17 protein-coding genes are annotated in these 14456 nt (G+C 54.0%); 14 read left to right on the forward strand and 3 right to left on the reverse strand.

Annotated features, from left to right (window positions below; genetic code table 11):
* The first annotated feature begins 4 nt into the window (after nt 1-4).
* From lptE to lipA, 13 genes are all read left to right on the forward strand, one after another.
* Complete coding sequence (gene lptE / locus CU081_RS21575; RefSeq protein WP_022650604.1) at nt 5-574, forward strand: LPS assembly lipoprotein LptE; 570 nt, start codon at nt 5-7, stop codon at nt 572-574.
* Nucleotides 574-1605 (forward strand): DNA polymerase III subunit delta, encoded by a 1032-nt coding sequence (holA, locus tag CU081_RS21580; RefSeq protein WP_022650603.1) that lies wholly within the window; start codon nt 574-576, stop codon nt 1603-1605. Before lptE ends, holA begins: the two co-directional genes overlap by 1 nt.
* Entirely contained in the window at nt 1598-2263 is a 666-nt protein-coding gene (nadD, locus tag CU081_RS21585) for a nicotinate-nucleotide adenylyltransferase (RefSeq protein ID WP_003858694.1), read from the forward strand. Before holA ends, nadD begins: the two co-directional genes overlap by 8 nt.
* Nucleotides 2264-2531: 268 nt before the next feature.
* A complete protein-coding gene (gene rsfS / locus CU081_RS21590) occupies nt 2532-2849 on the forward strand; it encodes a ribosome silencing factor (RefSeq protein WP_003858696.1) in 318 nt (105 codons plus the stop codon).
* Between the two features lie 3 nt (nt 2850-2852).
* Entirely contained in the window at nt 2853-3320 is a 468-nt protein-coding gene (gene rlmH / locus CU081_RS21595) for a 23S rRNA (pseudouridine(1915)-N(3))-methyltransferase RlmH (RefSeq protein WP_003858701.1), read from the forward strand.
* A gap of 28 nt (nt 3321-3348) precedes the next feature.
* Nucleotides 3349-5250, forward strand: a complete 1902-nt coding sequence (gene mrdA, locus CU081_RS21600; protein WP_015571138.1) for a peptidoglycan DD-transpeptidase MrdA — start codon at nt 3349-3351, stop codon at nt 5248-5250.
* Nucleotides 5251-5252: 2 nt separating this feature from the next.
* The gene (mrdB, locus tag CU081_RS21605; protein WP_015571139.1) at nt 5253-6365 is read left to right on the forward strand and encodes a peptidoglycan glycosyltransferase MrdB; all 1113 of its coding nucleotides are present in this window, start codon (nt 5253-5255) and stop codon (nt 6363-6365) included.
* 16 nt (nt 6366-6381) lie between these two features.
* The gene (rlpA, locus tag CU081_RS21610; RefSeq protein WP_003858712.1) at nt 6382-7488 is read left to right on the forward strand and encodes an endolytic peptidoglycan transglycosylase RlpA; all 1107 of its coding nucleotides are present in this window, start codon (nt 6382-6384) and stop codon (nt 7486-7488) included.
* Nucleotides 7489-7626: 138 nt separating this feature from the next.
* Entirely contained in the window at nt 7627-8838 is a 1212-nt protein-coding gene (gene dacA / locus CU081_RS21615; protein ID WP_003858714.1) for a D-alanyl-D-alanine carboxypeptidase DacA, read from the forward strand.
* A 107-nt stretch (nt 8839-8945) separates the two neighbouring features.
* Entirely contained in the window at nt 8946-9209 is a 264-nt protein-coding gene (gene ybeD / locus CU081_RS21620; RefSeq protein WP_003858718.1) for a DUF493 family protein YbeD, read from the forward strand.
* Between the two features lie 94 nt (nt 9210-9303).
* The gene (gene lipB / locus CU081_RS21625) at nt 9304-9945 is read left to right on the forward strand and encodes a lipoyl(octanoyl) transferase LipB (protein WP_022650601.1); all 642 of its coding nucleotides are present in this window, start codon (nt 9304-9306) and stop codon (nt 9943-9945) included.
* 291 nt (nt 9946-10236) lie between these two features.
* Nucleotides 10237-11190 carry a YbeF family transcriptional regulator gene (locus CU081_RS21630; RefSeq protein WP_022650600.1) on the forward strand — a complete coding sequence of 318 codons (954 nt, stop codon included), beginning with the start codon at nt 10237-10239 and terminating at the stop codon, nt 11188-11190.
* A gap of 207 nt (nt 11191-11397) precedes the next feature.
* Nucleotides 11398-12363, forward strand: a complete 966-nt coding sequence (gene lipA / locus CU081_RS21635; protein ID WP_006809637.1) for a lipoyl synthase — start codon at nt 11398-11400, stop codon at nt 12361-12363.
* A gap of 80 nt (nt 12364-12443) precedes the next feature.
* Here lipA and tatE read toward each other — a convergent pair whose 3' ends face one another.
* Together tatE and CU081_RS21645 are read right to left on the reverse strand one after the other, a co-directional pair.
* Nucleotides 12444-12647 carry a twin-arginine translocase subunit TatE gene (gene tatE, locus CU081_RS21640; protein WP_003858723.1) on the reverse strand — a complete coding sequence of 68 codons (204 nt, stop codon included), beginning with the start codon at nt 12645-12647 and terminating at the stop codon, nt 12444-12446.
* Nucleotides 12648-12772: 125 nt separating this feature from the next.
* Nucleotides 12773-13561 carry a deaminated glutathione amidase gene (locus tag CU081_RS21645; protein WP_022650599.1) on the reverse strand — a complete coding sequence of 263 codons (789 nt, stop codon included), beginning with the start codon at nt 13559-13561 and terminating at the stop codon, nt 12773-12775.
* A gap of 67 nt (nt 13562-13628) precedes the next feature.
* Here CU081_RS21645 and crcB point away from each other — a divergent pair, with 67 nt between their 5' ends.
* The gene (gene crcB, locus CU081_RS21650) at nt 13629-14012 is read left to right on the forward strand and encodes a fluoride efflux transporter CrcB (protein ID WP_017382474.1); all 384 of its coding nucleotides are present in this window, start codon (nt 13629-13631) and stop codon (nt 14010-14012) included.
* 220 nt (nt 14013-14232) lie between these two features.
* Here crcB and cspE read toward each other — a convergent pair whose 3' ends face one another.
* Nucleotides 14233-14442 (reverse strand): transcription antiterminator/RNA stability regulator CspE, encoded by a 210-nt coding sequence (gene cspE / locus CU081_RS21655; RefSeq protein WP_002439184.1) that lies wholly within the window; start codon nt 14440-14442, stop codon nt 14233-14235.
* Nucleotides 14443-14456: the final 14 nt, after the last annotated feature.

The raw sequence follows: 14456 nt of genomic DNA on the forward strand, positions 1-14456 counted from the left end.
AAACGTGCGACAACTGGCAACAATACTCTTATCTCTGGCGGTGCTTGTCACCGCTGGCTGCGGCTGGCACCTGCGCAACACCACGGCAGTGCCTGCGCAGATGAAAACGATGATCTTCGACTCATCCGATCCGAACGGACCGCTGAGCCGGGCCATTCGTAACCAGCTGCGTTTGAACGATGTTAAGCTGATCGAGAAGGGAACCCTACGTCAGGATGTTCCTTCGCTCCGTGTCCTGAAATCAACGCTGTCACAAGATACGGCCTCGATCTTCCAGGATGGGCGGACGGCGGAATATCAGATGGTGCTTACCGTTGATGCGGCCGTCTTGATGCCAGGTAAAGATATTTACCCTATCAATACCAAAGTCTACCGCTCGTTCTTCGATAACCCGCAGACGGCGCTGGCAAAAGACGCCGAACAGCAGATTATCATCAAGGAAATGTATGATAAGGCCGCGGAACAGCTGATCCGCAGGCTGCCTGCCATTGCCGCGTCGACGAAAAAAGGCGCTGACGTTATCGAAACACCGGATGCCAGCACGCCGGATATGCCAACGTCTCTGGGTAACTGATGATCAGGTTGTATCCTGAACAACTCCGCGCGCAGCTCAACGAAGGGCTGCGCGCGGCCTATCTGCTACTCGGCAACGACCCCCTGTTACTCCAGGAAAGCCTTGATGCGGTTCGCCATGCGGCAGCCGCGCAGGGTTTCGATGAGCATCATACGTTCCAGATCGATAACAGTACCGACTGGAACGCTATCTTCTCGCTTTGTCAGGCCATGAGCCTGTTTGCCTCTCGTCAGACAATCCAGATCCTGCTGCCTGAGAATGGTCCTAACGCTGCCATCAATGAACAGCTGGCTATGCTGGTGAGTTTGTTACACGGCGATCTGCTGCTTATCGTACGCGGCAACAAACTCACAAAAGCGCAGGAAAACGCTGCCTGGTTTACCCGGCTAACCCCCAGTGCGGTGCTTGTCTCCTGCCAGACTCCAGAGCAGGCGCATCTGCCAAAATGGGTTGCCGCGCGAGCAAAGCAGCACAATTTGCAGCTGGATGAGGCCGCCAGTCAGCTCCTGTGCTACTGCTACGAAGGCAACCTTCTGGCACTGGCGCAGGCGCTGGACAGGCTCGCCCTGCTGTGGCCCGATGGCAAGTTGACGCTGCCGCGCGTGGAACAGGCGGTGAATGATGCCGCGCACTTTACCCCCTTCCACTGGGTTGATGCGCTGCTGTCGGCGAAAAGTAAACGTGCTCTGCACATCCTGCAACAGCTGCGCCTGGAAGGGAGTGAGCCGGTCATCCTTCTCCGTACGCTCCAGCGCGAATTACTGCTGCTGAACAACCTTAAACGCCAGTCAGCACACACGCCCCTGCGCGCCTTATTCGACAAACATCGCGTCTGGCAAAACCGTCGGGCGATGACCACGGAGGCGATAAACCGCCTGAGCCAGGAGCAGTTGCGTCAGGCAGTGCAACTTCTGATGCGCGCCGAACTGACGTTAAAACAGGATTACGGTCAGTCTGTCTGGGCGGAGCTGGAGAGTCTCTCTTTGCTGCTCTGCCATAAGGCGCTGGCAGACGTCTTTATCGATGGGTGATATGCATTCTTTACAGGCAATGTATGGCGGGACCTTCGACCCGGTGCACTATGGGCATCTTAAGCCGGTAGAAATCCTCGCGAATTTGATTGGCTTGCAGCGGGTGATCATCATGCCCAACAATGTTCCGCCGCACCGTCCTCAGCCAGAAGCAACCAGCGAGCAGCGTAAAGCGATGCTCGCGCTGGCTATCGCCGATAAGCCTCTCTTCACACTGGATGAGCGTGAACTGCGTAGAGATACCCCTTCCTGGACATCGCAAACGCTGCGGGAGTGGCGCGCTGAGCAGGGGCCCATGAAACCGTTGGCGTTTATCATCGGCCAGGATTCCTTGCTCAACTTTCCCAGCTGGTACCAGTACGAAACCATTCTGGAAAACAGTCATCTGCTGGTCTGCCGCCGTCCGGGCTACCCGCTGACCATGCGCGACGCGCAGCATCAGCAGTGGCTTGACGCACATCTGACGGACAATATAGAAGACCTGCACAGTCTCCCCGCCGGGAAAATTTACCTCGCTGAAACGCCGTGGTTTGATATTTCTGCGACCCTCATCCGCGAGCGTCTCCAGCAGGGTTTAGACTGTGACGATCTCCTCCCCTCGCCCGTGCTGGCCTATATCCATGCGCACGGTCTGTATCAGAAAAGTACAGATGTCTGAGCATCGCCGGCGAAATTGTCCGTTAATGATTATCCTGCCTTGACAGGCTAAGCCATACTGATATCCTCCGCTGCCAGACTTTCCCGCCGATCGCTGCTTTACAGAAATTGTTTTACAAAAATGGCGATGCAATCTCAGGCGGAGGGTGGGATGATACCCGCCTTCAAAAGCCGGGCGGTGACATTTGTCCCGCGACTGGCGTCAGTTCAGGTATACTGACTGGCCACGAATTCATAGTTGTACAATCTCATTCACCCAGGGGGAAAACTTGCAGGGTAAAGCACTCCAGGATTTTGTTATCGACAAAATTGATGACCTGAAAGGTCAGGACATCATCGCTATCGACGTTAAGGGTAAATCCAGCATCACCGACTGCATGATCATCTGCACCGGCACCTCAACTCGTCACGTTGTTTCGATTGCTGACCATGTTGTTCAGGAATCGCGCGCGGCAGGGCTGCTTCCGCTGGGCGTTGAAGGTGAAGCGACCGCTGACTGGGTGGTTGTCGATCTCGGCGATGTGATTGTCCACGTCATGCAGGAAGAGAGTCGTCGCCTGTATGAGCTGGAAAAACTCTGGGGTTAATGCGTGAAGTTGCAACTGGTCGCCGTCGGCACCAAAATGCCGGACTGGGTACAAACCGGTTTTACTGAGTATCTGCGTCGTTTCCCAAAAGATATGCCGTTCGAACTGGTGGAGATCCCAGCAGGAAAGCGCGGCAAGAACGCAGATATCAAACGTATTCTCGATAAAGAGGGAGAGCTGATGCTGGCTGCCGCAGGCAAAAACCGCATCGTGACCCTCGATATCCCGGGCAAACCCTGGGATACGCCGCAGCTGGCGCACGAACTGGAGCGCTGGAAGCAGGATGGTCGGGACGTCAGTCTGTTGATTGGCGGACCAGAGGGGTTATCTCCCGCCTGCAAAGCGGCAGCAGAACAAAGTTGGTCACTCTCGGCGCTGACGCTGCCCCACCCGCTTGTACGGGTTCTCGTGGCAGAAAGTTTGTATCGCGCATGGAGCATCACTACCAACCACCCTTATCACCGCGAGTAATGACTGACCAGGGTAATTTAAGCAGCGGATGAAACTACAGAATTCTTTTCGCGACTATACGGCTGAGTCCGCGCTGTTTGTGCGCCGGGCGCTGGTCGCCTTTACGGGGATTTTGCTGCTTACCGGCGTGCTGATCGCCAACCTCTATAATCTGCAAATTGTCCGCTATACCGATTACCAGACCCGCTCAAACGAAAACCGTATCAAGCTGGTGCCCATCGCGCCCAGCCGCGGCATTATCTACGATCGTAACGGCACGCCGCTGGCGCTTAATCGCACCATCTACCAGATAGAGATGATGCCCGAGAAAGTGGATAACGTGCAGGATACCCTGAACGCGCTGAGAAGCGTTGTCGACCTGACTGATGACGATATCGCTGCGTTCAAAAAAGAGCGCGCACGTTCTCACCGCTTCACCTCCATTCCGGTAAAAACCAACCTGACGGAAGTGCAGGTCGCCCGTTTTGCCGTTAACCAGTACCGTTTCCCCGGTGTGGAAGTCAAAGGCTATAAACGCCGCTACTATCCTTACGGCTCCGCGCTGACGCACGTCATTGGTTACGTCTCCAAAATCAACGATAAAGACGTCGAACGCCTTGATAAAGATGGCAAGCTGGCTAACTACGCCGCAACCCATGATATTGGCAAGCTTGGGATCGAACGTTATTACGAAGATGTGCTGCACGGTCAGACCGGGTATGAAGAGGTTGAAGTTAACAACCGTGGCCGTGTGATCCGACAACTGAAAGAGGTGCCCCCGCAGGCGGGGCATGACGTCTATCTGACGCTCGACCTGAAGCTACAGCAGTATATCGAGACGCTGCTGGCGGGTAGCCGTGCTGCGGTTATTGTGACCGACCCGCGTACCGGCGGCATTCTGGCGATGGTTTCGATGCCAAGCTACGATCCGAACCTCTTCGTGGATGGCATCTCCAGCAAGGATTACTCCGGCCTGCTCAACGATCCAAACACGCCGCTGGTAAACCGCGCGACGCAGGGGGTTTATCCTCCAGCTTCAACGGTTAAACCGTATGTCGCCGTGTCTGCGCTGAGCGCGGGCGTCATCACCCGTAATACCAGTCTGTTTGACCCCGGTTGGTGGCAGTTGCCTGGCTCTGAGAAACGCTACCGCGACTGGAAAAAATGGGGCCACGGCCATCTGAACGTGACCAAATCACTGGAGGAGTCGGCGGATACCTTCTTCTATCAGGTCGCCTACGACATGGGTATTGACCGTCTGTCTGAATGGATGAGCAAGTTCGGCTACGGGCATTACACCGGTATAGATTTGGCGGAAGAGCGTTCCGGCAACATGCCAACCCGCGAATGGAAGCTGAAGCGCTTTAAAAAACCCTGGTATCAGGGTGACACCATTCCGGTGGGGATCGGCCAGGGCTACTGGACGGCAACGCCGCTGCAAATGAACAAGGCGATGATGATCCTCATCAACGATGGCGTCGTGAAAGTGCCGCACCTGCTGCAAAGCACCGTTGAAGACGGCAAAAAAGTGCCATGGATACAGCCGCACGAGCCGCCGGTGGGTGACATTCATTCCGGATACTGGGAAATCGCGAAAGACGGCATGTACGGTGTAGCCAACCGCCCTAACGGGACGGCGCACAAATATTTCGCTGGCGCACCGTATAAGGTAGCCGCGAAATCAGGTACGGCTCAGGTCTTCGGTCTTAAAGCGAATGAAACTTACAACGCACATAAAATTGCCGAACGTCTGCGTGACCACAAGCTCATGACGGCGTTTGCCCCTTATGATAACCCGCAGGTTGCGGTGGCGATGATTCTTGAGAACGGCGGCGCAGGCCCGGCGGTGGGTACCATCATGCGTCAAATCCTCGACCACATCATGCTGGGTGACAACAACACCGAACTGCCAGCTGAAAACCCGGCAGCCGCTGCGGCGGAGGACCAATAATCATGACGGATAATCCGAATAAAAAATCGCTGTGGGACAAGATCCACATCGACCCTGCCATGCTGCTGATCCTGCTGGCTCTGCTGGTGTACAGCGCCCTCGTTATCTGGAGCGCCAGCGGCCAGGATATCGGCATGATGGAGCGTAAAATCGGCCAGATCGCCATGGGTCTGGTTATTATGGTGGTGATGGCGCAAATACCGCCGCGCGTGTACGAGGGCTGGGCGCCCTATCTCTATATTTTCTGTATCATTTTGTTGGTGGCAGTAGATGCTTTCGGCGCCATCTCGAAGGGGGCACAGCGCTGGCTGGATCTGGGAATTGTCCGCTTCCAGCCGTCGGAAATCGCCAAAATCGCCGTCCCGCTGATGGTGGCGCGCTTTATTAACCGCGACGTCTGCCCGCCGTCGTTGAAAAATACCGCCATTGCGCTGGTGCTGATTTTCCTGCCGACGCTGCTCGTGGCCGCACAGCCGGACCTCGGTACCTCGATTCTTATCGCCCTCTCCGGCCTGTTCGTCCTGTTCCTGTCCGGCCTGAGCTGGCGTCTGATTGGTATCGCCGTGGTGCTGGTTGCCGCGTTTATCCCTATCCTCTGGTTCTTCCTGATGCATGATTACCAGCGTCAGCGCGTTATGATGCTGCTCGATCCCGAGACCGATCCGCTGGGCGCAGGCTATCATATTATTCAGTCGAAGATTGCGATTGGCTCCGGCGGCCTGCGCGGCAAAGGCTGGCTGCACGGTACGCAGTCGCAGCTCGAATTTTTACCGGAACGCCACACCGACTTTATCTTTGCCGTTCTGGCTGAGGAGTTAGGGCTGGTTGGCATCCTGGTTCTGCTTGCACTCTACGTGCTGCTGATCATGCGAGGTTTGTGGATTGCCGCACGCGCCCAAACCACCTTTGGTCGCGTGATGGCAGGCGGATTAATGTTGATTTTGTTCGTTTATGTCTTCGTAAATATTGGTATGGTGAGTGGGATTCTGCCGGTTGTCGGCGTACCGCTGCCGCTGGTGAGTTACGGGGGCTCGGCACTGATCGTGTTGATGGCCGGGTTTGGTATCGTCATGTCGATCCATACCCACAGGAAAATGTTGTCCAAAAGCGTATAAAAATAAGGGGATCGCAATGCGTAAGCAGTGGCTGGGGATCTGCATCGCAGCAAGTTTACTTGCCGCCTGTACAAGTGATGATGGTCAGCAACAGGCAACCGTCGCGCCGCCGCAGCCTGCGGTCTGTAATGGCCCGATTGTCGAGATTAGCGGTGCCGATCCCGTTTATGAACCGCTGAACGCCAGCGTGAATCAGGATTATCAGCGCGACGGTAAAAGCTATAAAATCGTTCAGGATCCTTCCCGTTTCAGCCAGGCTGGCTTTGCTGCCATCTATGACGCTGAGCCCGGTAGCAACCTGACCGCGTCGGGTGAAACCTTCGATCCGATGCAGATCACGGCGGCACACCCGACGTTGCCTGTCCCGAGCTATGCACGCATCACTAACCTGGCGAATGGCCGAATGATCGTGGTGCGTATCAACGATCGCGGGCCTTACGGCACCGATCGCGTGATCTCCCTGTCCCGCGCGGCGGCCGACCGTCTGAACACCTCAAACAATACTAAAGTGCGTATCGACCCGATTATCGTGGCGCAGGATGGTTCGCTGTCTGGCCCGGGCACGGCCTGTACCACGGTCGCGAAACAGACCTATGCCCTGCCCGCTCGCCCGGATCTGAGCGGTGGTATGGGGGGCGCTTCAACGCCGGCAGAGCCCACACAGCCGCAGGGTGAAGTGCGTGCTATCAGCAACGATACGCTGCAAAGTGAAGACGCGACAGGCGCCCCGGTGAAAAGCAGTGGTTTCCTTGGCGCACCCACCACGTTAGCGCCGGGCGTGATTGAATCAAATGAACCTGCCCCAGCGCCTGCGCCCGTCGTTGCTGCACCCGCTGCACAACCCGCCCCGGTGACCGCGCCTGCTGCTACGCAGACTGCGGCGCCTGCGACGGCGAGCGGCAGCTACGTGGTTCAGGTTGGCGCTGTCAGCGATCGGACCCGTGCAGAGCAATATCAGCAGCGTTTAAGCAAACAGTTTGGCGTGCCAGGCCGCGTTGAGCAAAACGGTGCGGTATGGCGTATCCAGATGGGTCCGTTTGCCAGCAAATCGCAGGCAGCATCCCTGCAACAGCGTTTGCAGAGCGAGGCGCAGCTCCAGTCGTTTATCGCTGTTGCAAAATAATTATTCGGTGGTATCCGAAATGTCAGTTTGTGTAAACCACGTTAACACTCTCATGATGAAAGTCGGATGCCTGCCCGTATAGCATTTGCTATAGTAAGGCACTTTTTTAATTCCATCACGGATGTCGTAGTTCTGACCATGAAGACCACTTTTTCTGCTCGTTTTGTGCAGCGCATGGCGCTGACCACGGCCCTTTGCGCTGCTGCGTTCTCCGCAGCTCACGCGGATGACCTGAACATCAAGACCATGATCCCTGGCGTTCCGCAGATCGACGCGGAATCCTACATCCTGATTGATTACAACTCCGGCAAAGTTCTGGCAGAACAGAACGCCGATGCCCGCCGCGATCCGGCCAGCCTGACCAAAATGATGACCAGCTATGTTATCGGCCAGGCTATGAAAGCAGGCAAATTCAAAGAAACCGACCTGGTGACTATCGGTAACGATGCGTGGGCAACCGGCAACCCCGTGTTCAAAGGTTCATCGCTGATGTTCCTGAAACCTGGCATGCAGGTTCCGGTCTCTCAGCTTATCCGTGGCATCAACTTGCAGTCCGGTAACGACGCCTGCGTGGCCATGGCTGATTTTGCCGCGGGCAGCCAGGACGCGTTTGTGGGCCTGATGAACAGCTACGTCTCCGCGCTGGGTCTGAAAAACAGCCACTTCCAGACCGTTCACGGCCTGGACGCCGAGGGTCAGTACAGCTCCGCGCGTGACATGGCGCTGATCGGTCAGGCGCTGATCCGCGACGTGCCAAACGAGTACTCTATCTACAAAGAGAAAGAGTTCACCTTCAACGGCATTCGTCAGACCAACCGTAACGGCCTGCTGTGGGACAACAGCCTGAACGTCGACGGTATCAAAACCGGCCACACCGATAAAGCTGGTTATAACCTGGTGGCCTCCGCCACTGAAGGCCAGATGCGTCTGATCTCTGCCGTGATGGGGGGGCGTACGTTTAAAGGACGCGAAACGGAAAGCAAAAAACTGCTGACCTGGGGCTTCCGCTTCTTCGAAACCGTGAACCCGCTGAAAGCCGGTAAAGAATTTGCCTCTGAACCTGTCTGGTTTGGCGATAACGACCGCGCTTCCCTGGGCGTGGACAAAGATCTCTATCTGACTATCCCACGCGGTCGTATGAAAGATCTGAAAGCCAGCTATGTGCTGAATACCACCGAGCTGCACGCCCCGCTGCAAAAGAATCAGGTCGTGGGTACTATCAACTTCCAGCTGGATGGCAAAACCATCGATCAACGCCCGCTGGTGGTGCTGGAGGAGATTCCTGAAGGCAATTTCTTCGGCAAAATCATTGATTACATTAAGCTGATGTTCCATCACTGGTTTGGTTAAAAATTGAACACTTGAAAGTGTGATTTTGATCCCCATATACTACGTATCAGTAAAACTCCCGCCCCGTGGCGGGAGTTATTATTTTTTACACACACGCCGGAGCTGACATGAAAACCAAACTTAACGAACTGCTTGAATTCCCTACCCCTTTTACTTACAAAGTAATGGGTCTGGCGAAACCTGAGCTGGTTGATCAGGTGGTTGAAGTGGTACAGCGCCATGCGCCGGGCGACTACTCTCCATCAGTCAAACCGAGCAGCAAAGGTAATTACCACTCGGTCTCAATCACCATCACTGCGACACACATTGAGCAGGTTGAGACGCTGTACGAAGAGCTCGGCAATATCGAAATTGTTCGTATGGTGCTGTAGTCCCTCTGCGGTTACCCGGTTTGCCGGGTAACCCACTTCCCCGCTGTGATATACTCCGCGTTACCTATTCTCCCTTGTCTTCGGAGACGTCCTTTTGTACCAGGATAAAATTCTTGTTCGCCATCTTGGGATACAGCCTTACGAGCCAGTCTCTCAGGCTATGCATGACTTTACCGATATGCGCGATGACACCACCCCTGATGAAATCTGGCTGGTTGAACACATGCCGGTGTTTACTCAGGGCCAGGCAGGAAAAGCCGAACATTTATTGATGACGGGTGATATCCCGGTGATCCAGAGCGATCGCGGTGGACAGGTAACCTACCACGGCCCGGGCCAGCAGGTAATGTATGTCCTGCTTAACCTGAAACGCAGAAAGCTGGGCGTACGTGAGCTCGTGACCTTACTGGAACAGACCGTGGTGAACACGCTCGCTGAGTACGGTATCGACGCTCATCCTCGCGCCGATGCCCCGGGCGTCTACGTGGGAGAGAAGAAAATCTGTTCGCTGGGGCTGCGTATCCGTAAAGGCTGCTCGTTCCACGGGCTGGCGCTGAATATCAATATGGATCTGACCCCTTTCCAGCGCATCAACCCATGCGGGTATGCGGGTATGGAAATGACGCAAATGCGCCAGTGGGTCGCTACCGCCACGCCTGAGAATATCCGCCCCGTGCTTTTGAAGAAGTTTTTAGCGCTGCTTAACAATCCTGACTACGAATATATTGCTGCTTAACACACTTCCGGCAGTGGTTCGGTTATTTGACCAGCCACTGCTTAATTGCCGCATTTACGCTTTACAATAAACCGCATATTCTATATTTTCGAGTCGCCCATATATTAGCGTCCCATATTAATTAGAACCTTAATAGTACCATCACCGGGTATCGTGTAACGTGCGTGATAATCACCCAACTGCTTGTTTTCGATAAACAAGGGAAACTTACGAAACACTTTACGAATCTCTGCAAGCATAATAAATAAATTCAACTATCATTCATATTGTGAATGGATACGGAGTAAGAGCGTGGAGCCTACTAATTTACCAGCCAAACGCCTGAATGAAACCAGCGGCGAAGATAAGCCGCAAATTTTCCGGACTTTACGTAATATTGATCTCAATTTATTGACTATTTTTGAGGCGGTATATGTCCACAAAGGTATCGTTAATGCTGCGAAAATTCTTAATCTCACACCCTCTGCTATTAGCCAGTCAATTCAAAAATTGCGCGCGATATTTCCCGATCCCTTATTTATTCGTAAAGGCCAGGGCGTAACCCCCACCGCGTACGCCACCCATCTGCATGAGTACATCAGCCAGGGTCTGGAATCGATTCTGGGCGCGCTGGATCTCACCGGCAGTTACGATAAGCAACGAACCATCACCATAGGCACCTCTCCCTCTGTGGGCGTTCTGGTCATGCCCGCTATTTACCAGGCTGTTAAACAGCATGCGCCACAGCTGCTGATCCGCAATGTGCCCGTTAACGATCCGGAAACTCAGCTGGCGCAATTCCAGACGGACCTGATCATCGACAGCAACAGCTTCGCGGCCAGAGCATTAGGGCATAACGTTCTCTATACCGACTCTCTGGCGCTCGTTTGTCGTCAGAATCATCCTGTATTGAGCGCACCTTTGACGCCTGAAAATTTGCGTCATTACGAACATGCAACCTTTATGTCCGAGGGGCAGGGCCCGGATCCGCTGCGCCAGCGTATTGACGAACTGTTCCCGGACCGTCTGATCAGCTTCAGCAGTTACAATATGTTTACCCTCGCGGCCCTGATTGGCAGCAGCGATTTGCTCTGTATTATGCCTGTGCGTCTCTTCGCTTTGCTTCAAAAATGCTGGCCGCTGGAGAGGATTCCATTGAGTCAACTTACGACGGAATCTGTTGAAATCTCACTGCATTACAACAAGCTAAGCCTGCGCGATCCGGTGCTGGAAAACGTCATTAACGTGATCCGCCAGGCTTTCTGATCCCGCCTTTCAGCGCAAGCCCCTGCCGCAAGCGGGGCAAAAGGCACAAAACAACAACTATTTTACAAATTGGCGACCTGGCAGGCTGCTTTATCGCCCCTTTAAATGATATACTGCCTGTCGTTCGTTCAAAAATAGTTGATAATTACAACATTCCCTTGAATTGAAACGCTTTCCTTCGATATTCGCAACTGGAACACGCACGCTATGAGTAAACCCATTGTGATGGAACGCGGTGTTAAATACCGCGATGCCGATAAAATGGCCCTTATCCCGGTTAAAAACGTGGCTACAGAGCGCGAGGCGCTGTTAAGAAAACCGGAATGGATGAAAATCAAACTTCCGGCCGACTCTTCGCGTATCCAGGGGATCAAAGCGGCGATGCGCAAAAATGGTCTTCACTCTGTCTGTGAAGAGGCCTCGTGCCCTAACCTTGCTGAATGTTTCAATCACGGTACCGCGACATTTATGATTCTGGGTGCCATCTGCACCCGCCGTTGTCCGTTCTGTGACGTTGCCCATGGCCGTCCCGTTGCGCCAGACGCTAACGAACCGCAAAAACTGGCGCAGACGATTGCCGATATGGCGCTGCGTTATGTTGTTATTACCTCCGTTGACCGTGACGATCTGCGCGATGGCGGTGCTCAGCATTTTGCTGACTGTATTACCGCCATCCGCGAAAAAAGCCCGAACATTAAGATTGAGACGCTGGTGCCGGATTTCCGTGGCCGTATGGATCGCGCGCTCGATATCCTGACCGCGACGCCACCAGACGTGTTCAACCACAACCTGGAGAACGTACCGCGTATCTACCGTCAGGTACGTCCCGGTGCAGACTACAACTGGTCGCTGAAGCTGCTGGAACGCTTTAAAGAAGCCCATCCGCATATTCCAACCAAGTCTGGTCTGATGGTCGGCCTGGGTGAAACCAACGCTGAGATCATTGAAGTGATGCGCGATCTGCGCCGCCACGGCGTCACCATGCTGACGCTGGGCCAGTACCTCCAGCCAAGCCGTCACCACCTGCCTGTACAGCGTTACGTAAGCCCGGATGAGTTCGATGAAATGAAAGCCGAAGCGATGGCGATGGGCTTTACCCATGCCGCGTGCGGTCCGTTTGTTCGCTCCTCTTATCACGCCGATATGCAGGCGAAGGGCGAAGAAGTGAAATAAAGCTGTAAAATTTATTTACAGTAAAACAAAAAACCGGCCTCGTGAGCCGGTTTTTTTATGCAAGCCTTGCAGCATTGCCATTACTCTTTGTGTGAAAGCTTCTGTGCAGTGATGTCATCTTCGGCACTTTTCTTCGCTGCCGCGTCGTCATCGTTCATTGCTTTCTTAAAGCCCTTAATGGCAGCACCCAGGTCTCCACCCAGCGTGCGTAACTTCTTGGTACCGAACAGCAGGACGACCAGTGCGGCAACCACCAGCAGTTTGGTAATACTAATCTCACCCATAAATACCTTCTTTACATGAAACAGGCTGCATTCCGCCAAAAAACCTGAACGTATTAACGGTCATTTGGCGCGTGCACACAATAGCAATCTGTAACAAGGTGAATCAAGCATTGTTGAAAAAAACATCACATTAATTGCGGTGGCGCAAACCTGCGGTTGCGCAGAACAGGTAATTGCTGCCGCGCAAGCGCTATTCGGGCTGAAATTATCTCCGTCAGCAATAACGCAGGCGTCTCCGCTGCCGCAACAACCGTCACCCCCAGCGGATCGACAACCCTGCTCTGCCCAATATTTTTGTTACCACATTCACCCGCGGCTACCACGTAACAGGTGGTATCCAGCGCGCGTGCTGCCAGCAGCGTCGCCCAGTGATGCTCCTTAAGCGGTCCTTTGACCCACGCGGCGGGCAGAACCAGCACCTCCGCCCCCTGCAATGCCAGGTTCAGCGCCAGCTCGGGAAAACGGATATCGTAGCAGGTCATCAGGCCAACCTTAAAACCCTCCACCTCAATCAGCGGCGGAATTACACTCCCCGGATCGACCAGGCGCGACTCCTGAACGCTGAACGCATCATACAGATGAAGTTTGGCGTAGCTCGCGACAATGGCACCCTCACGTATCGCCACCAGCGTGTTCACCGCGCGCCCCGGCGAGGACGGAATATGGACCGTCAATATGGTGGTGAGCGTGTTGCCAACGCTTTCGGCCAGCAGTCGTTTCAGAAACCCCCCTTCCAGCGTTTGCGCAGACTTTACCGACAGATCCGGATCGCCATCATCACGGGCCAGTAACGCCTCGGGAAGTACCAGCAACGACGCCCCCTTTTGCTTCGCCGCATGCATCAGGGAGACGCATTTATCCGCGTTTTCATTCCAGTCCGGCGTCACCGCGAACTGCCCTACTGCAACATACATAATTGTCTCCCGGTCAAAAACAGCGTTACACTCGACGCACTTACACAGCAAATAGCAGGTATTGACAGTGTTACAACTACTTATAGCCGTTTTTATTGGTGGAGGCACGGGTAGCGTTGCGCGGTGGCTCTTAAGCATGCGGTTTAACCCTCTGCATCAGGCCATTCCGATGGGGACACTGGCGGCAAATCTGATCGGGGCGTTTATTATTGGGATGGGGCTGGCCTGGTTTAATCGCATGACCAACATCGACCCTATGTGGAAGGTTCTGATTACAACCGGCTTCTGCGGCGGCTTAACAACGTTTTCTACCTTCTCTGCGGAGGTGGTGTTTCTGTTTCAGGAAGGCCGGATGGGCTGGGCGCTGACGAACATTGCCGTTAACATGCTTGGCTCGTTTGCGATGACTGCGATCGCATTCTGGTTATTTTCCTCCGCCAGCGGACATTAAGCACTGCAACCTTAATGTTGGCTTAATTTTTCTCTGTCACTCTTGGCTCAATATTGAACGAGGGTGATAGCATGAAAGAAAATCTCTTAGGCGTGGGTATGGTATTGCTAAGCGTCGCGATCGTCGCCAGCTTCCTGAAGATCTATCTTATCGGTTGATTCAGAACGAAAAAAAACCCGCTCATTGAGCGGGTTTTGAAATTCTTGCTGACGCGTCTGAATTACAGAGCGATTACGTTAGCAGCAGAAGGGCCTTTGGCACCGTTAGTGATTTCGAACTCTACGCGCTGACCTTCAGCCAGAGTTTTGAAACCATTAGACTGGATTGCAGAGAAGTGTACGAACACGTCTTTGCTGCCATCTTCAGGAGTAATGAAACCGAATCCTTTGGACTCATTAAACCACTTAACGTTACCTTTAATCTTAGACATCAAAATTACCTTTA

Source organism: Enterobacter sp. CRENT-193, assembly GCF_002787395.1.
Taxonomy (GTDB): domain Bacteria; phylum Pseudomonadota; class Gammaproteobacteria; order Enterobacterales; family Enterobacteriaceae; genus Enterobacter; species Enterobacter hormaechei_C.